The following is a 24,147-nucleotide window of genomic DNA, read 5'->3' on the forward strand; positions in this document are numbered from 1 at the left end:
ATCTCCACATTTATTGTAGTATCTTCTCCATAAGGATCATGTCGCCCTTATTCCCGTCTGAGCATTCAACTTCCGGCAGCTCCTCTGTTTTTACAAATCCGGCATGCTCATAGCTTTTTCTTGCCGCTTCATTCGCAGTAAATACGCGAAGAATAAGCTTTTTAAGTCCCAGCTCTTTTTTTGCAAAGTCACACATGAGCTCGGCAGCTTCATTTCCGTAGCCGTGTCCTATGGCATCATCTTCACCTATAAAAATACCATACTCGGCTGTTTTTTTCTGCATATCTATATCACGAAGATATACGCTGCCAACCGGCCTTCCGTAATTATCCCTTTTGCCGGGAGCTTCATCGGATGATATTTTTTCCATAATGATCAGCTGACAGACTTCCCCGGTCTCAACCTTATTCTTCATCCAGCCGTTATGAATTTCCTCTGTGAAAATCTCACGATATATAAAATTATTCCTTACTCTTGGGTTGTTCCGCCACTTAACCACAAGCGGTGTGTCGTCATAAGTGATATCCCTTAGAATCACCTTTTTCCCTGTTATTTCTTTCATGTATGCCTCTTCCGGTTATGATGCAGATTCTGTAACCTTCCAGATAATAAACTCTCCTGCCACATCATCTGCATGCCTTATCTCAACATCCATATCTTTTTCTTTATAGTAATTTTTCAGCCACTCCATATCGGTGTCCTTGTCGGCCACAATATAAGCCGTATCAGAAAGTACTGTCTCTTCCATTCCTTCCGGATAGCCGAGATTGTTAAGCTTATCCCTTTCAGCAGGACTCTTGGAAGCCCATCCCCCCATCATGACGAGGTTTGACAGACTGTTATCCACTCCTGTCAGCATTTTCTGTGAATATGTATAGCCATTGTCTTCATATGAAACCGAAGTATATACATCGATCAAAAACAGCTTATCACTATTTTCCTTTAAATATTTATCCAGTTCTTCGTATGCCTTATTGTACTGCGCTCTTCCATCACATTCAGTCCTTAGAAGCTTAAGCTGAGCCGGAACATAGATCGCACATATGGTAAAAACCAATATCAGGCAAAATCCTGCAAACATATGGACCGGCATCTGGATGTAATCGTCTTCTTGCTCACTCTTTGCCTCCTTAATAAGAAAAAGCAGTCTCTCTCCTGCCAAAAGCACCAGAACCGTTATTTCTATAAAGTAAAGAGAATGCGTAATTCTTATCGGGTCTCGTCCACGCACCATTATATACATCCACAAAAGTGTTCTTCCGGCAAAAAGAATAAGAAGCTTCCATACTGAAAGCCATATGCGTCGTCCGATATTTTCCTCACTACGATAGCTTAAAAGCATGATGACCAGAGTTATCAAATACATCAGCATCACAAAAAAATTCCAGGGTGCATCTGTCATAGGATATTCAAAGCTTTGAGGTGATCCTGCCTGCCTCAGCCTGTATAAATACAGCGGAAAAGTCTTTGTTATACCCTTTATCAGACCTTCCCCTTCCCATATACTTTTTGAATACGCTGCGATTTTTGCCATTTTTTCTGCATCTATCGCCTCATCTATACCAAAATTATAATTTACAAGAAGCTCATATTCACTTCTTTTAAGATCTATACTATCGTAAAAATCCTTATTATCCTCATAATCCGGAATCTGATAAAAATCATAAATATCTGTTCTGCTGTCAAAAAAAGATGTGAATTCTTTCCACTCAGGAGATGAATACCCTGCAGAATTAATCCCCTCTGAGATAAGAAGTCCTGCAAGAATAACCACGGCTATCGATAAATCCTTCTTTATGTTCCTCTCATCCATTAGTCTGTAGAAAAGCACCAAAAATATAAACGGCAGCATCAAAAGTGTCATCTCTGATCGGGTAAGAAATGCAACAATAATCAATAACGCTGCAGCCATATCTTTCTTTTCAAAGAGAAGTACTGCTGCCGCAGAGCACATCATACCTACCGCAAAGGTGTACTGTACTATCAGAAGATGTCCCGGCAAAAAAGCAGTAAATACTACAAAAACAAATAGCGCTGCAACAACACTTACAAGAACTTCCTTTCCCACAAAGGGCTTATCCTTAAGCCTTGCCAAAACTGTATCCGCAATAGTTCCGGCTGTAAATCTCACTATGACAAAAAGACTGATATACTGACAAAGGAGTAAATAAACTCCGTAGCAATCCACATTTCTAAATATGCTGTATACCCGGCTTATCAGGAAGCTTATAGGATAAAGCATCTGAATGTTATGTGCCTCAGGACTTCCCGTAAACACCCCTGCCAGAATATCCTTCATAAGCACATCATCATTAAGATCATAGTAATAAGTGTATAAAAGTCCCATGATTGCCGCATATGCAGCAGTCATGAGACCTGTAATTATAGAATTGTATGATAGGGATTTTCTTTTATTTTCCATGTCAGACAACTTTTCTATTCTATGTTTCAAATACTTTTATACCGCTTTATAGTACTCCTTAACCCGCATAACAACTTCATCAAGATCCTCATCCGTAAGGCTATAGTACATAGGAAGTCTTAAGAGTCTTAGGCTTTCCTTTGTCGTATATTTATCCTCACCATGGAATCTGCTGTACTTAAGTCCTGCTGTTGAAGTGTGAAGCGGTACATAGTGAGAAGCAGGAAGAATATCATTAGCCTTAAGATGCCTGATAAGTCCCTCTCTCTCCTCAAAGTCCTTACACTTAATATAAAACATATGAGCATTATGCACGCATTCCTCCGGAACATAGGGAAGTTCTATTATTCCTGCTTCCTCCATGTCCTTAAATGCATCCATATACCTGTTATAATGATTCATCCTTGCATCATTAATCTCATCAGCCATCTGAAGCTGCGCATAAAGATAAGCAGCATTCATATCACTGGGAAGATAGGAAGAACCGGGCTGAAGCCAGGTATACTTATCAACCTTTCCAAGCTGATACAGGGTTCTGTTTGTTCCCTTCTCACGAATAATTATTGCATCGTTTACGAAGGTCTCATCCCTTAAAAGAAGAGCTCCGCCCTCTCCCATGCTGTAGTTCTTGGTCTCATGGAAGCTGTAATTACCAAAATCTCCGATCGCTCCTAGAGCCTTTCCCTTGTAGGTACTCATCACACCCTGTGCAGCATCCTCTATTACAAAAAGATTATGACGCCTGGCAATATCCATAATTGTGTCCATCTCACAGCCAACTCCGGCGTAATGAACAGGAACAATGGCTCTTGTCTTTGATGTTATAGCATCCTCTATAAGCTTTTCATCAATATTCATGGTATCCGGACGGATGTCTACAAACACCACCTTAGCACCACGAAGCACGAAGGCGTTGGCAGTGGACACGAAGGTATAAGAAGGCATTATAACCTCATCGCCTTCCTTAATCCCGGCAAGTATTGCAGACATCTCTGTGGCGTGTGTACAGGATGTTGTAAGAAGGCACTTACTTACCCCTGTCTTTTCCTCGAACCATTCGTTATCCTTCTTGGTATACTCACCGTCACCACAGATCTTCTGGTTTTCCACACATTCCCTGATGTATTCCATTTCCTTTCCCGTATAGGGAGGCACATTAAAATTTATTCTCATATGATTTAGTCCTTCTGCTCCAAGAAAATTTTACGAGTAATAAAATTGTATACCATAACTACACCGGTAGCACCGAATTTAAAGAATATATTCTTAGCAAAGCCTTCGCTCATAATGCCCTTAAGCCATGCCCAATGCATGTAGATAAGATCGATTCCTACAAAGAGGCAAAGCTCGTTAACTCCCATTCCTATGATACTGAGAATAAGGAAGATAACAAATTCCTTTTTTCTGCTCATATCGTCACGACGGACAAATACAAACTTAAAGCTCAAAATATAGTTAACTACTACCGAAACCGTGAAACCTATCAGCGCAGATATGAGATAGTACTTGGGAAAAGCGGCTGCGATGCCGACATTTTCAAAAAGAACATTCGCTCCAAGGTAGATAAAGTAATCTACAAAAAAGCAGAATACTCCTACAAGTCCAAACTTCATTATCTGTTGCATTAAATTATTCATAACTTCCTCTTCCTATAAAAACTGTCATTCGGCCATATACACTTCAAAGCGACCGTTATCAAAGACATTATTATACTTCCAAGTCTCGAGGAAGTCCAATAAAAGGTCATATTTATCCTCTGCAAGCACCTCTCCCTCAAAATCGGGGTTGATGATTACAACCGGTAAATCCTCTGTTTTACCATCTTTAAATGCCGCAAGGGCACCTGTAAATTTCTCTGTTGTATTAGAATCAAGGTCAGGCCAGGTTGTAAAAATAGCAGGTTCCATATCGAGTAAATATGAAAGCCCGGGAGCTTTCCCAAACTGGAGAAGCTTTTTATCAGAAAGGTCATTTTCCACAATAGCTTCATGCAGTTCAGAAAGACTCTCAGCATTGTATTCAGTGGTATGCATACCGGCAGCCTTCGGAAGATCCTTGGTTCCCACCAGAGAAGATCTCTTCGTTCCATCTGTTCCATCAACAAAGCTGTACTTCAAATGGAAAAGTGATCCCTGAATAAGAACAAGCAACAAAATTGCCATATAAGCAGCCTTCCAGCCAAAATTAAGCTCACTTGGTCCTGCTGCCTGCCTCATCCTTCTGAACATCCACATAATAAACGGTGCCACAATAAACAGATTGTTTATAAGCGGATAGGTATAATTATTACTTCCAAGTGGCGTAATAATTATGATAATAAACGATGCCAGACACAGGCTCCTCTCAGATGCCTGGCCGTGTATTTTCCTGGTAATTCCAAAGGCAAAAAAGCACACGCCCCATATAAGGAACATCATTGCCGGTTCAAACACCGAATCATAATAGTGATAGCTTCTTGTGAACACTTCATCAGTATAATAGTAATATAAAAGTACTAAAATTCCGGCTATATACAAAATTCTCTTAGCCCAGTAGAATTTTCCGGGCTTTAGGAGCATCATGATAACACCAACTATCATGCAGGGCACCATGATTACCATGTGTGCAAAGCTTGTATACCATGCCCGTAATATCGCTCCCACCATACCAAAGGCGGAATAGTCCGATGCCCCCTTGGACATCTCAGACAAGGATGTAATCATATCGTGATACGCTGTTATCCCGTACTTTACACATATTGCAATAAACGGAATACTGAAACCTATTGCATATCCAAGCACACACAGTCCTGTTTTTCTGAGGATTTCTTTCATTTCACGCTTATGGATCATTTCGTAATACCACAATATCAGTATCATCGAAGCTTCCATAATATTGGGAAATCTTACCATCACTGACAAACCAAGGCAGACACCGGCCAGAATAAACTTCCACCTGGTGATCACATAGTCTGTCATAGCATGCATCAAAAGAAGGGTTCCTGTAGTGAAACAGAAATATGTAAGATAGTTATAAAGAATTACTCTGGGACACCAGCACAGATTTATGGCTATAAGCTCGCCAATGAAGGTCATCCATCCGGGCATCCATCTCTGAAGAAGATAATATGCAACAAGTGCTGTCGCACTTATTACAAAGGAACAATAAATATTCATTCCCAGCATGGTATTTCCACCGGGAAGAGCCATAAAGAGCCTTCCAAGAATGTTGGGAATGTACGTTGCTATCATCCACATTGGATCAAGGACATCACCGTACTGGTAATTCCCAAGACTATAGGTGGTATCTGTTATGTCTACTCCCTGTGTTACTCCTATAAGAGGATAAAAAAGCAAAATTATCGGAAAGAGCCATTTTTCCATTGGCTCCTGATATTTTTTCAGTCTGAAAACTTTATCCCTGATGGTCCAAAGTGTTATCATGCCTACTCCCCTCATCCGTCAGCTTCGCTGACACCTGTCTCCGCTCCGGTCCGCGCAAAGCCATCGTCCACTGGACGATGTGCGCCACCAAAGGGAAGGCGGTTTTATTGTATTCTCTCACTCTGCTTATCAACATTGTAATTTCTTATTCTACTTATTGACATTGTAATGCTTTTGGGTAATATCTTCTCTGGAATCACCTCTGCAGAGTTACCTTCTGTCCATTAACTCTGTATACCATGTCGCATTTCTCTATAGTCTGAAGTCTATGTGCAATTATTATAAGTGTTTTCTTTCCATGAAGTCTGTTAATAGAATCCATGATTGCTGCTTCTGTATCATTATCAAGAGCACTTGTAGCTTCGTCCAGTACAAGTACTTCAGGATCCTCAAAAAGAGCTCTCGCTATGCCGATACGCTGTCTCTGACCACCTGATAATCTGATACCTCTTTCTCCTATTGTGGTATCAAGCCCGTCAGGAAGAGATTTTACGTATTCATCAAGTTGGGCTTCCTTAAGAGCTGCCCATACCTTTTTGTCATCAATATTTTCATCCGGAACACCGAATGCGACATTCTTTCTGATAGTAGAGTCAAGCATGAAAATTGTCTGCGGAATGTATCCTATATTCTTAAGCCATTCCGGATAGTGCTCTCTTATTTCCACACCATCTGCCAGAATGCTTCCGGTCTCAATTTTCAGAAGTCCCAGCATGATATCTACTATTGTTGTTTTTCCTGCCCCTGAAGTTCCAACAATACCTATGGATTTTCCAACAGGAATTGTCATGTCTGCATTTTTTAATACATATGCTTCAGAATTGGGATAGCGATATGTTATATCCTTTAATTCTATTGTTTTGTGAACAGGAAGCTTTTCCACTTCCTTCACATACCTGTAATCCTCTGCCTTGTAGGAAACCGAACCATCGTTAATCTCCTGCTGAAGATTATCGCTTACATTCATGAAAAACGGCTCAAAATATGCTATTGAAGTAAGGTAGTTATTTATTCTGTTTGCGCTTGGAATAAGTCTTGTAGCCGCTGCTCCCATGACTCCGACCAAAGCCACCATATCCTTTACTGCCTGTCCCTGCATAAGTACAACCAGCATATAACCAACCATTCCTGCTACACTTATAGTCTCAATAAGGAGCCTTGGTGTTGAGTTATATAAATTATATTTTTGCACTGCGTGAACATAACCTGCGCCGCAATCGGCATAGCCGTTAATAAAATAGTTTTCCTTATTAGCTATCTTGATCTCTTTTATACCCATAACCGACTCTTCAATCCATTTGAAAAGTCCGCTGTAGTAATCCTGATTATCCTGTCCTGCTTTAACCATTATAGGCTTGATAATAAACTTTATTATAAGAAGTACTGAACCGAGCAGAACCGCTATAGAGATAGTCATCTTAGCATCTATAAACAAAAGCATCACAACAAGACATGCAAAAACTATCATCTCTGAAATCAGCTGCAGGCAGCTTAAAATAAGTCCGTACATATTGTTTACATCAGAAGTGATATTTCTCTGAATAACTGAGGTGTCCGCATTGAGATAATACTCATAGGGTCTTTGCATGAAATTGATCATCATACGTCTGGAAGTAGCGAACTGATTGGTATAAACAAATCTTAGCTGCACTACATTTATAAAAAACAGAACGATATTCTTAATTATAAAAACCGCTATAAGAGCCACGAAAATTATTATCGCGAACTGCGTATTGGTATTACAACCTAATAAATTATATACTGCAGAAAGTTTTTCGCTTTTCGATACTGCATCCGGATCGATGACTGTTGTCATCGCGGGTAAAAGCATAGCTATTCCGAGAGTTTCAAGCATACCTCCCAGCAGCATCATAAAAACAATAAGCACCATCTGCTTCTTTTGGCGCCCATCCAGCAGCACCATCATTTTCTGATAAATCTTTTTCATGTTTCTCCCAATTTAGTCATCAATGATTTGTTCGTTTAATCTATGGATTTCGGGGGCTTCGTATTTGTCCATGAAGTCATCGCCGAGGAAGATTTTTTCGTCGACGAATTTTATTGAATCCACTACTGTATAAACAGATACAAGTTTATCAAATTTCAGTCCATCAATAAAGTTTAGCATTTCCATCGGGAAAGTGCCTGCTAATAAAATAACATCCGGAAACAGCGTATTATAGTCAAGATAGTCGCGTGGATGCTGTTTTATCATGACAATAGCATCCTTGCCATCCACTTTTCCATATTCCGTAACCAGATCTCTGAAGAGACGTTCTCTGGTCTCAAGATCGCAGAGGGGCTCTGACAAAATAAGGACTCTTGGTTTATCCTTCCCCTCTTCAAGCTGCTGCTTTAATTCGTCCATGTTCTCGACAAAAAGCTTAAGCATAAGATCTTTATCTGACTGGGTAAGCTCCTCCACGAGAGGTGCACGGGGAACCTCTATATATTTAGGGCATGGATAGTCCAAAATAGAGATATCATTAACCTCCATATCTATGCAATATCTGCCCCAGCCGTTCTGAATAAAAATAAGGCTTGTTGACGCAAGCCACGCTTTGAATCTGAAATGGCCATTATTATCATAGCGCGCCTGATCACCGTATTTTATACAGTTAAGGCCATCCTCAAGGGCATGGTATCTTATCTTTTTATAATTCAGGTAATAACCAATCGGGTCGGAATCACAGAAAACATATATGTCCTTATATTTTGTAAAATCAACCGGAACATACTGCTCCTGAAGCTGTGCAAACCTTTTGCAGAACTTTATCCTGTTCAGCATGTTCTTAGGAAGGCTTCCGGTGTTTGTTCTTAATGGCTTAAGCTCAGGGAAGAAAGTATCAACCTTTTCATCATATTCGATAACCTCTTCAAACAATCCACATTCCCTGGCTCTGTCCACCATGGTCCCAAACTTATTACTCATTTTGGACAACACCAGTGTGGCTCTTCCGGCTTTGTCACTTCCTTTACCTGCCGACTGTGCTCCCACATTCGTCTGATGCAATATATGAAATTCCTTAAGGCATGCCACATAAACATGGTAAAAAGTGTGGCATACATATATTCTTTCGTGCAAATTATCTCCTTAATCCTCTGTAAAACCAAAGCAATCTGTAGTAAATATAAAACAGCAGATGAGATTTCATCTGCATTCCTATCAGCTTCTTTTCTTCAGGATGAATTCTGTCTATATAATAGGGATTACTCTGAAAATCAGGAAATGCTTTCTTCATCTCCTGTCCCATTTTTCTTGTAAAGCTATAGCAATCCTCGATGTGCTGTTCCTTAGGCATAGCTGAAAACAGCGTATTTACGTAAAACAGAACCGTATACATAAACTCTATTTCAGGTTTATATGTGTCAAGATAGCCGTTTTCCAAAGCTTCTGCAAGGATCTGCCTTCCTGCTACCATTCTGTCCTCAAGATTCTTTTTTGACACTGTATGAACAGTGGAAGCATCATGCTGGTAATAGAAATACAGCGGTTCTTCAATATATTCAAAATGCTTTACCCGAAGCATCCAGGTATTGCTTACCGCATTATCCTCGTAAAAAATATCTTCAGGAAAAATATCAAAGCTCTGTTCCTTTTCACCAAGCACAATATATCTTTTATAAATCTTAACAACAAGGCTCCCGGTATCCAAAAGCAACTTTCTGTATTTTTCCTCGTTCATAACTCCTGTCTGCTCCGGAGTATTATTGTGTACTACCTGACCGGGTTCAAAGGTATAATGATCAACCAGGCTATAGTCACAGCCAACCATATCTGCTCCGGTTTCATCTGCCTTTTTAAGCAGCCTCTCATAATAGTCCGGGACAATCCAGTCATCTGCATCAATAAACCCAAGCCATTCACCCTTCGCTCTTCCAAGGCCAAGGTTCTTTGCTCCGCCCTGATGATGATTAACCGGACTATGAACCGCAACAAATCTTCCGGGATAGTTCTTCTCATAGTTCTGCATTATCTCAAATGAGTTATCCGTTGAGCAATCGTCAACAGCAATAATCTCAATCTCCCCATCGGGAAGAGTCTGGCTTACCAGTGAGTCCAGACAATGCTTCAATTTATCGTCTGCTGCCATATTGTAGACAGGCACAATTACACTAAGTCGCATTTACCTAACTTTCTTGTTTATATAAAAATCTTTATAATCTGCTGAGCTCATCATTTAAAATTTCAGCAACCTGCTCCATATCAAAACGGTTATATCTCTGGTCTATCCAGAAAGCCAGCATATTTTCCGAAAAATGTCTGGCGTTTTCACTGACTTTTCCCGCTTCATCAGATATAGGCCATAAAACAGGGGCATAAACGCCCCTCTGTGCAAGGCGTTTTTCAAAATCATCACGGGTGATGGCCTTTCCATCATCAGTAATTGCACTTCTTCGCAAGAAATCAACATCAAGCACTATCGGGAGCATAAAAGGTGTACTTTCATATCCGTTATCGCTTTCAGGAATCTCCGGAAGAAGCCTGTATGCCTTATCGCAAAGAGGAGCTTCCTTAAGCATTTTATACAGATTCCTGTAATTAGCACTTCTTCTTGTCCTGATATAACCTGTATCCAGATCACTTAAGTACTCCGCGCTTACATCTGACATATGATAAGGATCAAGACCGTCGCTAAGGGAATCCTCCGCATCAGACAACAGTTTTCTGAAATGAGCCTTAAGTTCCTGATCGCCATTATCGAGGTATTCCGTCTTTTCAATAAGTGCCTCTGTTCTAAGCGCTGTGAAGTCTGTCTCTCCAGTGAGCGCTCCCATCACAAATTCCGTGCTGCTTATAGCAACAGCTCCATCCGGCACTCCAAGCCATTTGCGAATACTTCCGACATGATAATCAGCAAGTATATCCTGAACAAGGTATTTATCGGGATCCATCAGAATATGTGTGACATCTTCGATAATAATCGCCTTTCTGCAAGTATCCTTTATTTTTTTAGTTACCTCTGATATCCTTGTACAACCAAAAAAGTTCATAAGCAGTATTATGGGAGTTACTTTTTCTTCATTATCATCCCCTGTAATTTCACTTATTTTTCCTATAAGGTCGTTTTCATCTACAGATAGATTTTCCCCAAGGGCATAATAGCTAATACCAAGCCCTCTTACTTCAAAAGGTCTCACCATGGAATCACAGGCAAGAGCCGGCATCAGAACACGAATCTCATCATCGTTTTTCGCTATAATATCATCTGCTATAAATCCTATGGCATCTCTGCCGCATCTTAAAAACTCCGCATATCTGTCATTATTCTGGGCTATTTCTGATAACGAAGCTACCAGATTCTGCCTTTTAGATGTTTTTAGAAAATTAAATTCGCTTCCGATTTCGTACATAATCCTGCCAACCTCTTTATAAAAAAACTTTTGCCTTTATCATACCGAAACATGATTTTATAACTTTTTATGGGCATATGCAATGTGTGCCAATCAGAGCCCATTATGAATACTGCCCGTGATAATAGGTCTGTCTCACATTTCCTTTTTTATATTGCCACACATAACCTATACCTGTGCCCCCTCTTCTGCCGCCGGATTTCCTTACACCTTCTACATATACATAGTAGGTTCCGTTCTTTTTATATGAACTTCCCTTAAATTTACTTACAGTTGCGGTATCTTTGTTTTTTCCAGCTCTGGCAACCTTAACATAACCCTTATCACGACTCTTGGACACGTAAATATTATATCCGCCGTTTGCATATTTTGTTTTGTCCCAGCTAAGCTTCAGCTTTCCTCCCTCAATATGTAAGTCGAAATCATTCCCATAATTATATGACCTTATCATGGGCTGGGCAAAAAGATAAATACGGTCTGACCAGGCACTTTCATAGGTTTTTCCATTAATAACTGCAACAGATTTTACCTTGAAGGAATAGCATTTCTCATTATCCACATTTTTCTTTAAGGAATTTGTGAATGCATCACCGGCTCTAATCCTTTTACCGGACTTATTCATGAAAACATATCTGTAAAAGCCCGCTGTCTGGGCTTCCCAGGTTATATAAACCTTTTTGGTATGAATATACCATCTTGCCTGAGTGACCCCTTTTACTTTATCCGGTATGGTTTTAACAATGGAAGTATTTGCTTTTGCTTCCTTTACACCATCAGTTTCCACATATCTGTACCTCAGGGTAACATAATAATTCATTCCGGCCTTAAGTCCTGTATAGGTGTAATGGATTGTATCAGAATCAAATGTCAGTGTATGTGCCTCTGCATCCTTTTCCGAAGCTTCCTTACTCTCTCCTATTCCAAGATAATACTCTGTGGCTCCCCTGACCTTGGTCCAGTTAACCGTGACACTGTCAGTTGCATACTTTGTCTGAGTAATTACAGACGCAGCTGCAGACACTTCACCTGAAGGAATAAGTATTATCACAAAAAAGATGGCTGCCAAAGCGCATATTATTCTTACTATTCTATTCTTTCTCATCTTTTCTCCCTATAATCTGTCGTCTTAATGCCTTCTGTGGCGTTTCTTTTTGCCCCTTCCGGAACTCTTTGTTGGCTTCTCATCAGCCTTTGGAGCTTCCTCAGAACTATCTTTTTCCGGAGCTTTTTCTTCGTCTGGTTCCTGCTCCTCTTTTTCCGGTTCCTCTTTTTCCGGTTCCTCTTTTACGGATTCCTCTTTTGCAGATTCCTCTTTTACGGATTCCTCTTTTGCAGATTCCTCTTTTACAGGTTCCCCGTTGCCGCCTTTCCTCTGGGCATGCTTCTTTATTGCTGCATTTATGATCAGTATCAGCACACCTATAAGCAATATAACGCCAACAAGATAGAGAATTCTTCTTACAAGCGGTCTTGTTTCTACAATTGCAAATATCGCTTCCTCACCCTCAAGCTCAATTTCCATGTAACTGCCTACAGTCTTAAACGGAATATCTTCCCATTTTTCATCCCTGTAGATTTTTACAGTGGCTTCCTCATAGGGACAATAAAGTCTTATCTTTCGGTCTGCATTCTGGGAATAGGATCCTTCGTCCACTTTAATCTTATAAACCACTGATCCCTTTTCGACTGTCGGGCTCTGAATCACATAGGAAGGCTCATCCACAATCTCTGCCTCTATATATGCATCACCACCGTAGCTTCCTCCGAGAATGGCAATATGTTTTCCTGTGTCCCCATACACCGCCTCGCTCTCAATCGCCTTATTGGTGGCTACATATTCACCTATGAGAATATAGCTTCCTTCCATTACCATATCCTTAACATCAGGCCACTTAATGTAATATCCTTCCCTTTCTTCTCCCTCAGGGAAGTTCAGCTTCTGAAGGCTTTCACCATATGCAAGCTCCTGCTCTCCAAGCTTTTCATCCTCTACCTCAAACACAACCTTGAGGTGCCTGAAATCGTTCGGAACATCCCCATGAGAGAGTAACAGCTGATAGGTTATGGGTTCTGCTCTTTCTGAAAAACTTATATCGTCGATTCCACCGATTTTACTCTCGACGAAATAATTATTTTTTATATTATCTATCTTTGCCCTTTTAGTCTCAGCATCGGTATTGACTATTCCCGCAATTGAGCCAAATCTCTCTTTAGGATCGTTATCCCAGGTAACCATCGCATTACAGCCGGTTATCGTCGTTCCGTAACCTGCTATTCCTCCGACATATTTGTTACCGTTAAGAAGGCAAAGCGTATCACAATCTCTGATAATTGAAAGGGACTGTCCGGCTATTCCTCCTGTATAATTTCCTTCCGTACTCTTTGCAAGACCATAGCCTTCACTTGACGTTACTATTCCCTGAGCCATATATCCGACAATCAATCCTGCTCCGTCTTTCTTTGACTCGACGGTCGACTCATTTCTGCATTCGCATACTATGTTCTTAAGAGTATATTTACTGCCTCTTCCTATGTTCAGATTACCTGCAGCATTCTCTTCAGGGTCTTCCTCGTCTATAGCCATTGAACCAGCTATTCCGCCAATATTAATATCACCCTTTACTGTTCCGACATTTTTGGAACTGTCTACTCTTCCCGTTCTTGCATTCTCTATATCTTCATCCGAAACATCTGTAAAAACAGCTGAATCATCGTTATATATAATGTCAAGTCTGTCGGAAATAATATGATATATTTCGTTTACCTGATCATTCACAGCAGCAAGGTTGGAATTCAATGTATGCGAACTGCTCTTTCCATCCTGATTAATGCTTTCAATTGAGCCTGATATTCCCTTCAGATTTGCATGCAGCGAATCAAGACTTGCATCCCAATCACTTCCAAGACCTGTAAGTCTTAATTTTTCCTGTGAGTTCAGATAATCAAGAATACTTCTGGTCCCCTGTGCAGCTTCCTTAAGTTCCCCTTCGGCACCCTGAAGTGCTGCAATGGCATTCTCTGTCTCACCTATAGTTTCATCTGCCCCGGATTCCGCATATGGTTTGTATGTCTCAAGGATTGTTGACGCATCACCGAACATGGTATATACATTGCCACCGGACTCAGCAGCCATCTGCTGGAGTTCTGCAAGATATGAATTGAGCAGCGCCTGTTCATCATCAGTCAGAACTCTGAGAATTCTGTTTCCGTTCTCATCGAATTTGTAGTCACCGTTCTCATCCTTTTCATACATGAGATCGTTTATGGCAGCTGTAATATTTTGTATTCTCTGAGTCTTTTCATTCGCGTCAGCAAGCTTATCATAGATCTGACTCTCACTGCTCTCTATCTTGTCCCTGTCTTCTATGGACAGATCATCATCAACATTTATGGCTTCTATTGCTCTTGCCAGTGAATTGTTGAAATAGTACATCTTATCTGATGCGCCTTCAAGGTGATCTATGACGCCCGGAATATTTTGCATAACATATTCAAAACGTTCCAGCGCAGCATTTGCCACTCTGATATTTTCATTTATGGATGTGGTCAGCTCTCCTGTCAGTGCCCTTCCATCATCCACTACCCCATTGGCATATCCGGTAAGACTCGTCACATCCGATGAAATCGTATCAACACTTCCATCCATATCCGTAAGAGTCTTTTCAACCAGATCATGAAGCTTATCTGCTGCTTCAGGCAGTGTCTGCAAATCTTCAGGTTCAAGATAGGGTTCCATCTGTCCAACGATTCCGCCTATATCCTTACGACCATTGATCATACCGGAATTCGTGCTGTAAGATATTATTCCCATCTGTCTTCCGGCAATGCCTCCGACATTATATCCAACGTGCTCGTAACCGATGTTACCCTTATTTGTGCAGCGGACAATACTTCCCTTGGAATATCCCGCTATTCCACCGGTATCAGTACCTGAACGGATTGTCTGGTCATCACCTTCTACAGTTGATGCTATTGTCTGAATAATGCTTTCACCTTTTTCATCTTCCTTGACAACCCATTCCGCATTATCGTTTATACTGCCATTATTTGTGGCTCCGGATACTACGCCATAGTTTTTTCCGACTATGCCTCCGGTGAAGAAATATCCGGAAACGTGCGCATTATTAATACAACCATTTATGAGGCCTGTATTCTCATTTATGGCTGCTATTGCACCAACAGTATTATTACCTTCGATAACTCCTGAGTAGGTACAGTTCTTGATGATTCCAAGGTTCATTCCGCAAAGTCCGCCGGTATACTTCAGTTCATCCGTCATACGAATCTCACCGGTTACCCTGAGGTCCTGAACTATTCCATTTGTACCTATATAGCGGAACAATCCTGTAATATAACTGTCTTCCGAATTTCCGTATCCCTTTATCTCATGGTTCTCTCCCTTGAAAATACCATCAAAATAGGGGATCATATCAAAACCTGTATTAGAGAGATCCAGATCTGTTTTAAGCGTTACTATCTTATTTGTAGACCAGGCATCTTTCTTGCATTCTTTTGAGAACTCGATAAAATCCTCAACGGAATTAATATCCAGATTTTCATATACTATCTCAACTACTTCTTCAACTTCCGCTTCCCCGGCATCACCCGAGGTGACTTCTTTATTTTCTTCATTCTCGCCATCGCTGGCTTCCGCGAGCCTTTCACTGCTCTCCCGCTCGCTCTTTTCTGTCATTTCCGTAATGGTGTCTGTCTTTATCTTATTTTCTACGTTTTCTATAAGTTCATTCTCAAGTTCATTAACAGCAAGGGCATTTAAACTAAAGCTGCCGGCCATAAGTGAAGCTGCCATTAAAGATACTGTCACTTTTTTCAGAATGATATTAAGTGTCTTCATTTTCATGACTCCACCTCCTCATTCTTTTTTAAACCTAAAAGCTTATCCAAATCATCTCCCGATATTCGTGTCGCATCAAGTCTTTCGATATTTCCGCTCTGGATAAAGGCTCTTACGTCACCTCTTACAACAGCATGTACTTCACCGATAATTGTTCCGTTAATCTGTCCCTGAATAGTTCCGTCTATTCTCATAAGTCCCATATCACGCTCTATGACAAGCGGAACCGAAACCTCAAATGAAGTCTTATCTATTATCTTAGCTCCGATCAGAAGAATCTGAGGAAGAACAAACATAACAAGGAAAATGGAAATTATTGTTCCTCGTCCCAGGCACTGTCCGATACCGCAAATCGCTCCGTCAGAAGTCAGCATACCGATGGATATACCTGCCATCGCAAGCATTGATCCGGAAGTGATAATTGTAGGAAACGCAAAGTTCATAGTCTCTATAATAGCGTCCTTATGAGACATCTTATCCTTAAGCTCCATGAATCTTCCGGATATAACTATGGCATAGTCGATATTTGCACCCATCTGAATAGAACTTACTATCAGATATGTCATGAAAAAGATATTGTCATTCTGTATGGTCGGAAATGCAAAGTTAATCCAGATAGCACCCTCAATTACCAGGATAAGGAGCACCGGCATACCTGCTGATTTAAAGGTAAACAGCAGAACTACCAATACCGCCAGAATCGAAATTATGGTAACAACTGTATTATCTCTTGAGAAGGTCTTCTGAAGGTCATACTGGGATGTAGCTTCACCAATAACAAAAATCTGTCCCTCATAGTACTTATTTGCCATGGTGTGCATCTGATCCAGGAAATTAAAGGTTTCTTCACCCTCCTCAGGGAGATTTAAATAAACAAGGATTCTGCTGTAATTTTCTCCCTGCAGCTGTTTTTTTGCTATGTTCATCTGCTCATAGGCATCGTCGAGTTTTTCCTTCATGCTATCCTCAAGAGTCACATAACCTTCCTCAACTTCATCATGAGCAAACATGATCATATCTATAAGAGGTACTCTGTAGGTTGAAATACCATTTACAAGCTTCGCATAGTTCTTGTCATTAACCGCATAGGCCATGTACAGAAGCTCTGCCTTCTCGTAGTCCAGTTCTAACAGCTCTGAAATCTCTCTCGCTGTCAGCTTATCAGCAAGGCAGTAATCATCCATCGCCTCAATGTTCGCAAGTCCCTGTGCTGATTTAACTTCCGGGCATGCAAGGTAATCCTGTATCAGTTTCTTTTCCTTCTCGTAATTCCCTGCAGGAATATTTACTGCAACAAAATTGGAATCTCCGAAGGTTTCGCTTATCATTTCATTTGCTATCTGAGTATCATTTTTTATGGGAGTTTCTATTTCACTATATCCATATACGAAGGGGCATTTATTCTGTATAAGGAATGCTATGATAATTACCACAATAAAGATGGGCGGAACCAGGAATCGTGTATGATAATCCAGCTTTCCGACAAATGGTATCTTCGGAACAAAGCTCTTATGCTTTGTTTTATCCATCCAGGGACCAAATATCATAAGAAGCCCCGGCATTAAGAAGAATACGGCAACCAGGCTGAGTAAAATAGCCTTAATCAGACATATAGCCATGTCTACACCTATTCCAAACTGCATGAACATCATGGCAACCAGGCCACCTATTGTAGTAAGGGAGCTTGAAGAAATTTCAGGAATTGCTTTACTAAGAGAAATAATGTCAGCTTCTCTGATAGGAAGCTTTTCATGCTCTTCCTTATAACGGTTACAGAAAATAACAGCATAGTCTATTGAAAGAGCCAGCTGCAAAACTATTGTAACCGAATCAGATACGAAGGATATTGTTCCAAGAATGAAATTGGTACCGCCGGACATCAATGCTGCTGCACCAAATGTAAGCAGCAATACAGGTATCTCCGCATAGGTTTGGGATGTAAAAAACAGTACTGCAAGAACTATGACAACAACCAGTGCACTTACTACCTGCATCTCCTTTTCAATAGTATCTGCTGCTGCATTACCCATGGAAGTACTTACAAATATGTCATAATCAGAAAGTGACTCCTCAATATCAGCAAGACCGTCCAGTGATCTCTGGTCAGTATCTTCATACTTGAAGGTGACATCATAGAGAGCTGAAAAATTATTGTAATGATCTGGTGTCTCATCAAAAGTAACCATTGAGACATCATCGCGCTCTGCGATTTTGTCTGAAAGATCTTTCGCATCCTCATATACGATATTTGAGACCATGATTTTGGCAGATCCATATGTCGTATATTCTTTTTTCATGAGATCAAGACCGAGACTGGTCTCAAAAGAATCAGGCAAATAGGCAGGCAGCGAGTTCTCAACATTTACCATCCCCATTGCTATCACACAGAAAATCATTGCAATGCCAAACAACAGGAAAAAGAGGTTTCTTCTGTCAACAATAAAGGTAGCAACCTTTATCATTGCATTTCCTTCTTCTTCCTGAACAGGACCGTTAGTAACTTTACCTTGTTCAGCCATATTTAGTTACCCCCATCGAAACTTTTTTCATACTACTTTAATTATATTATTTTATCATAAATCTGATATTAACTGCGGCATTTTCGGCATTTTTTGCCGCTTCTTCCGCATTTTCACCCGTTGCAATGACATGTCCCCACCTGTCACCACTGTTTTTAAGGCTTCCTACTTCATCTCCGGCAGCCTTATACAGGCATACTTCAGTAACTCCGGGCATTTTCAGAGCATCTTCCACTCCTGCAACCGCTTCTATTATCCCCTTCGACTTAAACTCTCCATCTGCCTCAGCGGAATATAAAAATCTTATTGCCGAGCCTTCATTTTTGGTACTTTGCCACCTTACTTTCTCTCCAAGGGTGGAAGAAATGCAGCAGTCAATCATATCAACTCCTGTCGAAAGAGGAACAAGCTTTGAAGTTATGAAATCCCCTCCAAGACGTGCAGCTATCTCAACCAGTTTAGCCCCATCCCCGGTAACCTTAATCTCAGTATGCGAAGGCCCGTTTTCTATTCCTACCGCTTTAATGGCAGCCTCAGCAACTCTTCTTATATCCTCCTGTACCTCCGCAGAGAGCCTTGAAGGTTCTGTATGCCCTGTCTCAACAAAAAACGGAATCTCAGTAACCATCTTATCGGTTATGGTAATAATGTGAGTTTCCCCCTGAGTCGTAAATGACTCAACACTGACTTCCGGCCCTTCCATAAACTCTTCCAGAAGAACCTCTCCGCTTCTTGAATAGCCCTTTGTGTATGAATAGATGCCCAACAGCTCCTTGGTTATCTCTTTTTCGCTACTGTCATGACCTTTTTCAAGCTCATCAGTATCCACAAGAACAACACCTCTGCTGGCTGCATTATCCGCAGGCTTGCACACAAATCTTCTTCCAAGGGCTTTCATGGCACTAAGAAACTCATCTTCACTTGATACCACATGGAATTCAGGAATAGGTACCCCGCATACCTTCATTCTTCTTCGCATGGCTGCCTTGTCCGTAGCGCATATGGCATTTTCATATGATATATCATTTCTTCTTCCAAGCTGCTCATTAACCCATGCCACGCATCTTACAGGCATATCACTTGTTGAAGTAATGATATAGTCAGGCTGATATTTTTTTGCAGCCTCAAGTACTGCCTCTTTATCAATGGTACTTATGCACAAAAACTCATCAGCATCCTTTATTCCGACTGCTTCCGGATCATAATCAAGAGCATACACATAGAGCCCTTTTTCTTTTGCTTTTTTTATTGCAGGCACCTGAAGTGCACTGGCACCAAGTATGAAAATCTTTTTCATCAGTCTTTACATCTCCGTTAAAGCTTCCGCTATTCTGTCAGCTCCCTGACCGTCAATCAGCTTTTTTAATTTACCGGATATTTCCAGTCTCTCGGTCGTATCCATTGTCATAACTTCTTCCACATATGCGAGTATTGCTGTCATGGCTTCATTTACATCATCCCTGAAATCTCCTGCATAGGGGACATATCCTTCCCTGGCAAAGTATAATGCATCAGGTTCCTGGTTTTCCGCAAACACAAAGCTTATAGACAGCACACCTACGGAACATAATTCGTAAAGTGTAGTCCCCGCAGGTGTAATCGCTACGTCGCAGCTACTCATAATATCTGCTACATTAGATACATTCTGATGAAGAATAACATATCCATCCTCAATGAATTGCTGCATTTTTTCTGTAACTCTGTAAAATCTGCCTGCAAGCAAATGAATCTTTTTATTCTTATCCTCTTTAAAATGCAGTTCCGGATCTCTTATTATGGCAGCTGAAATAATTTCGGAAAGTCCCATGCTATCCGCGCCACCTGTGGTAAGGAAAATATTATTAAGCTCATTTGTTTTGTATCCAAAGGTCCTGTGCACACCTTCAAACGCTTCAGCATTTTCATTAGCCACTATATCTATATTTTTTATAAGCTCTCCATCCGTGCCAAATCTCTCCGCAGAAATGATAAAGCCCGTGCCCTCTGTCTGTCTGCTCTTTTGAACAAACTGTTCCCTTATGGGTATATATTTAGTACCAAGCAGAAACATAGGAGACAGCTCGCCGTAAAAGTCCTCATAATCAAGTCCCGGAGCCCCCGGACTGTAATTAAGTATTGCACTTGCAGGAAACACTTCCTTTTGCATATCATCCACATACATAGTCCGTATTCCGTTGGTTTCAAGCATTCGTATATACTCTGGCGTAGCGTAATAGCTGTCCACAAGGATTCTTGTTATCCCTTCTTCATGTAAAAAATCCAGAAGAGCAATTATTTCCTCATCCATTTTCCGCCAGTTTGTTTCAAGTACATAGTTCTCAAACTCATCCTGAATATATGGCTCTATATTATTGTCTGCAGACACAAAAACGACAGAACATCCCATTTGCTGCAGGCTACCTGCTATGGTCCTGCAGCGCATAATATGTCCCGTCGCCACTATTTCATTTGCATCCACACGAATTGCAATTTTATTCAATATTACTCCAATCCAGCGGTGTTCCACGTGTCAGCTTCTGTTTTGCTTTTCTTCCAAGCACCTCTTCATAATGCTTGGGCTTCATTCCCTGAATGTTGTATGAACGGATGCTTCGAACATTTTTCTCAGTAAAAGCTTCACCCTCTGCCATGTCCTCGACTACAAAAAGGGATCTGCGATTGGTATATTCTCCTGCCTCCGCCTCTGTAGGTCCATAAAACACCTTTCCAAGAGCAAGCTCAGCATCATGAACTCCCTTAACCATGTCCGCAAATTCTCCTGGTTCCATAGAAAAGGCAGAATCAGCAGAAGGAATATCCCTGCTAAGGCAAAAATGCTTTTCAATAACAACAGCACCAAGTGTAGCTGCTGCAATAGCTGCCGTACCTCCCATTGAATGATCAGAAAGCCCTACGGGAACTCCGAACTTTTTCTGCATGTCAGGGATTGTCCTCAGATTGAGATCGGAAGAAACTGTAGGATATACGCTACAGCACTTCAGAATTATAATATCGTTATTTCCTTCGGACCTTATGGCTTCTATAGCCTCCCGGATTTCCTCCTCAGAGCCCATTCCGGTAGACATAATAATCGGCTTTCCCGTCTTTGCAATATATTTTATAAGGGGAATGTCCACAAGTTCAAAGGATGCGATCTTATAGAATTCCTCACCTATGTTCTCAAGGTAATCAACAGAAGTAGTATCAAAAGGAGTAGACAGAAAGTCTATTCCGCACTCCTCACACTTTTCCTTAATCGGTGCCATCCACTCCCAGGGAGTATATGCCTCCTTATAAAGATCATGAAGATTATAGCCATCCCAAAGGCCTCCATGAATCTTAAAGGCCTCGGCATCGCAATCGATGGTAATGGTATCAGCTGTATAGGTCTGGGTCTTTAGACAGTCTGCGCCTGCCTTTGCAGCTGCTTCAACTATTTTTAGAGCATTCTCAAGAGAGCCGCCATGGTTTGCACTCATCTCGGCGATCATGTATGCTCTGTTGTTTTGTAGACATTCTTTTAATTTCATTAAGACCTCATCCGGCGCTACGCGCCACCTGTCTTCGCTCCGCTTCGGTCCGCGCAAAACCATCGTCCACTGGACGATGTGCGCCCCCAAAGGGGGAAGGCTTTAGTATTTCTGCCTCTACTTAAAGAAGCTTTGTTTATCTATCTCAGAATTCCCTGCTCTGTAAGGAATTTGTACTTCAGTTCCGCAAGAAGCCAGTCACTCTCATTATCTATATCCTGAGATTCAACAGGATCGATTATATAGGGGATAGACTTCTCCATCGTGGTATCCTTTTGTATTCTGAATGCATCATTTCTGAAAATATAAAACTGACCGCACTCATGGTACTGTTTCTGGAGATCCTGGCTACGAGTTGTTGCATATTCAGGATGGAGCATCTTAACAAGCCCCTTATCGTCTATAAAAAGGCCTCTCTGAGGAGGATACGAAAACTCCTGCATGGGAACTATGGACTCTGCACCGGACTTCACCAGTTCATCCATTGCTTCCTGCAGTTTTCTTGCAGTAACAAAAGGAGCCGTTGGATAGATACAGCATCCGTATTCAAATGACCTGCCCATCTCCGCATACCTGTCCAGAACCTCCAAAAGGACATCCGCTGTAGTGGCTGTATCTGTAGAGGTCTCAGCAGATCTGAAAAAAGGTACACAGGCTCCTGCTGCCCTGGAAATCTCTGCAATCTCCTCATCATCAGTTGAAACCATAACTTCTTCAAAGATTCCTGATTTCAGAGCCGCTTCGATCGAATAATTTATAATCGGTTTTCCGTTAAATATTTTTATATTTTTGCGCGGTATCCTTTTACTTCCACCGCGTGCAGTTATTATTGCAATTGCGCTCATTTTTTATAGTACTCCACAATCTTTCTTACTGCGCATATCACATCCGCGGCATCTTCATCCGTCATGCCTGAATAAAGCGGAATTGTGATCATCTCATCATAAAGCTTCTCTGCATTTGGACAAATCCCCTTCTTATAGCCCTGCTTTTCATAATAAGGGAAATAATATGTAGGAATATAATGTACATTGCAGATGATGTTCTCAGCGCCAAGTGCATCAAAGAATTCCCTACGTCCGATCTTAAGCTTCTCAGGAACGATTCTCAATATATACAGATGCCTGCAGGAGTCGGAATTCTTGTCCTCTTTCTGAACAAAAATCTCGGGCATCTGTGAAAATGCCTCATCATACTTAGCTCTTATAGCTTTTCTTCTGGCTATAAAATCAGGCAGTCTGTCAAGCTGACTGCAAATAAGCGCTGCCTGCATGTCTGTAAGTCTGTAGTTTGGTGCAAGGCAAAGCTGTTCATAATACCAGGGGCCTTCACTCTCATGCTCCATAAGAGATGTCTCTCTTGTAATTCCATGAGTGCGGAGAAGAACAAGCTTTTTGTAAAACTCCTCATCATTGGTAACGATAGCTCCGCCTTCACCGCCTGTAATCGTCTTAACGGCATGAAAACTGAAGGTTGTCATGTCTGCAATTGTTCCAACATGCTCACCTTTATACTTTGTTCCGATAGAATGAGCTGCATCCTCTATCATTGTGAGACCGTGCTTATCACAGATAGCTCTTATCTCATCAAGAGCGCCTGTCTGTCCTGTGTAATCAACAGGAATAACCACCTTGGTCTTGTCTGTTATCTTCTTTTCAATATCCGCAGGATCTATCTGATAGGTTTCCGGATCAATGTCTGCAAAGACCGGTCTTCCGCCACAGTAAAAGGCGCAATTTGCACTTGCTGCAAAAGTTATCGGTGTGGTTATTACTTCATCGCCCTCACCAACACCTGCTGCCATGCATGCAATATGAAGCGCTGCGGTATCGTTGCTTATCGCAACAGCATACTTAGCTCCGGTTATCTCGCAGAGTCTTCTCTCCATCTCGGTTATTGCGGGTCCTGTTGTAAGATAGTCACTTTTTAAAACATCTACAACCGCTGCAATGTCCTTCTCATTTATATCCTGGTGTGAATAGTATAATTTTTTGTCCCTAACGGGCGAACCCCCGCAAATTGCAGGGATTCCGTTTTTATCATTATTCATTTATAGCCCTCTAAT

17 protein-coding genes are annotated in these 24,147 nt (G+C 41.1%); all 17 read right to left on the minus strand.

All coding sequences use genetic code 11. The features are described 5' to 3' along the window. Nucleotides 1-10: 10 nt before the first annotated feature. The 17 genes from G602_RS24810 to pseC all read right to left on the minus strand — a co-directional run bounded on the left by G602_RS24810 (nucleotide 11) and on the right by pseC (nucleotide 24,132). Complete coding sequence (locus G602_RS24810; RefSeq protein WP_044930833.1) at nucleotides 11-562, minus strand: GNAT family N-acetyltransferase; 552 nt, start codon at nucleotides 560-562, stop codon at nucleotides 11-13. Nucleotides 563-577: 15 nt separating this feature from the next. Further along, nucleotides 578-2,422, minus strand: coding sequence for a hypothetical protein (locus G602_RS0101925; protein WP_026657393.1), 1,845 nt, complete (start codon nucleotides 2,420-2,422; stop codon nucleotides 578-580). A 36-nt stretch (nucleotides 2,423-2,458) separates the two neighbouring features. Continuing rightward, complete coding sequence (gene rffA, locus G602_RS0101930) at nucleotides 2,459-3,595, minus strand: dTDP-4-amino-4,6-dideoxygalactose transaminase (protein WP_026657394.1); 1,137 nt, start codon at nucleotides 3,593-3,595, stop codon at nucleotides 2,459-2,461. Nucleotides 3,596-3,600: 5 nt separating this feature from the next. After that, nucleotides 3,601-4,059 carry a GtrA family protein gene (locus G602_RS0101935; protein WP_026657395.1) on the minus strand — a complete coding sequence of 153 codons (459 nt, stop codon included), beginning with the start codon at nucleotides 4,057-4,059 and terminating at the stop codon, nucleotides 3,601-3,603. A gap of 24 nt (nucleotides 4,060-4,083) precedes the next feature. Next, entirely contained in the window at nucleotides 4,084-5,844 is a 1,761-nt protein-coding gene (locus tag G602_RS0101940) for a hypothetical protein (RefSeq protein ID WP_026657396.1), read from the minus strand. Nucleotides 5,845-6,040: 196 nt separating this feature from the next. Further along, on the minus strand, nucleotides 6,041-7,792 hold the full coding sequence (locus G602_RS0101945; RefSeq protein WP_026657397.1) for an ABC transporter ATP-binding protein: 1,752 nt from the start codon (nucleotides 7,790-7,792) through the stop codon (nucleotides 6,041-6,043). Between the two features lie 12 nt (nucleotides 7,793-7,804). Next, a complete protein-coding gene (locus G602_RS0101950; protein WP_026657398.1) occupies nucleotides 7,805-8,929 on the minus strand; it encodes a glycosyltransferase family 52 in 1,125 nt (374 codons plus the stop codon). Between the two features lies 1 nt (nucleotide 8,930). Continuing rightward, complete coding sequence (locus G602_RS0101955; RefSeq protein ID WP_026657400.1) at nucleotides 8,931-9,971, minus strand: glycosyltransferase family 2 protein; 1,041 nt, start codon at nucleotides 9,969-9,971, stop codon at nucleotides 8,931-8,933. A 31-nt stretch (nucleotides 9,972-10,002) separates the two neighbouring features. Next, complete coding sequence (locus G602_RS0101960) at nucleotides 10,003-11,199, minus strand: hypothetical protein (protein ID WP_026657401.1); 1,197 nt, start codon at nucleotides 11,197-11,199, stop codon at nucleotides 10,003-10,005. Between the two features lie 103 nt (nucleotides 11,200-11,302). Beyond that, on the minus strand, nucleotides 11,303-12,301 hold the full coding sequence (locus G602_RS0101965) for a fibronectin type III domain-containing protein (RefSeq protein WP_026657402.1): 999 nt from the start codon (nucleotides 12,299-12,301) through the stop codon (nucleotides 11,303-11,305). Nucleotides 12,302-12,325: 24 nt separating this feature from the next. Beyond that, nucleotides 12,326-16,060, minus strand: a complete 3,735-nt coding sequence (locus tag G602_RS31290; protein WP_026657403.1) for a hypothetical protein — start codon at nucleotides 16,058-16,060, stop codon at nucleotides 12,326-12,328. Then, complete coding sequence (locus G602_RS0101975) at nucleotides 16,057-18,573, minus strand: MMPL family transporter (protein ID WP_026657404.1); 2,517 nt, start codon at nucleotides 18,571-18,573, stop codon at nucleotides 16,057-16,059. The genes G602_RS31290 and G602_RS0101975 overlap by 4 nt, the downstream gene beginning before the upstream one ends. Before the next feature lie 46 nt (nucleotides 18,574-18,619). Further along, nucleotides 18,620-19,870: an ATP-grasp domain-containing protein gene (locus tag G602_RS0101980; RefSeq protein WP_026657405.1), complete on the minus strand. Its 1,251-nt coding sequence runs from the start codon at nucleotides 19,868-19,870 to the stop codon at nucleotides 18,620-18,622. Nucleotides 19,871-19,876: 6 nt separating this feature from the next. Further along, entirely contained in the window at nucleotides 19,877-21,052 is a 1,176-nt protein-coding gene (locus G602_RS0101985; protein WP_026657407.1) for a PseG/SpsG family protein, read from the minus strand. Beyond that, nucleotides 21,045-22,082: a pseudaminic acid synthase gene (pseI, locus tag G602_RS0101990; protein ID WP_026657408.1), complete on the minus strand. Its 1,038-nt coding sequence runs from the start codon at nucleotides 22,080-22,082 to the stop codon at nucleotides 21,045-21,047. Before pseI ends, G602_RS0101985 begins: the two co-directional genes overlap by 8 nt. 140 nt (nucleotides 22,083-22,222) lie before the next feature. After that, on the minus strand, nucleotides 22,223-22,927 hold the full coding sequence (pseF, locus tag G602_RS0101995; protein ID WP_026657409.1) for a pseudaminic acid cytidylyltransferase: 705 nt from the start codon (nucleotides 22,925-22,927) through the stop codon (nucleotides 22,223-22,225). Continuing rightward, nucleotides 22,924-24,132, minus strand: coding sequence for a UDP-4-amino-4,6-dideoxy-N-acetyl-beta-L-altrosamine transaminase (gene pseC / locus G602_RS0102000; RefSeq protein ID WP_026657410.1), 1,209 nt, complete (start codon nucleotides 24,130-24,132; stop codon nucleotides 22,924-22,926). The genes pseF and pseC overlap by 4 nt, the downstream gene beginning before the upstream one ends. Nucleotides 24,133-24,147 lie beyond the last annotated feature (15 nt).

The sequence above is a fragment of the Butyrivibrio sp. AC2005 genome (genome assembly GCF_000424145.1).
GTDB lineage: Bacteria > Bacillota > Clostridia > Lachnospirales > Lachnospiraceae > Butyrivibrio.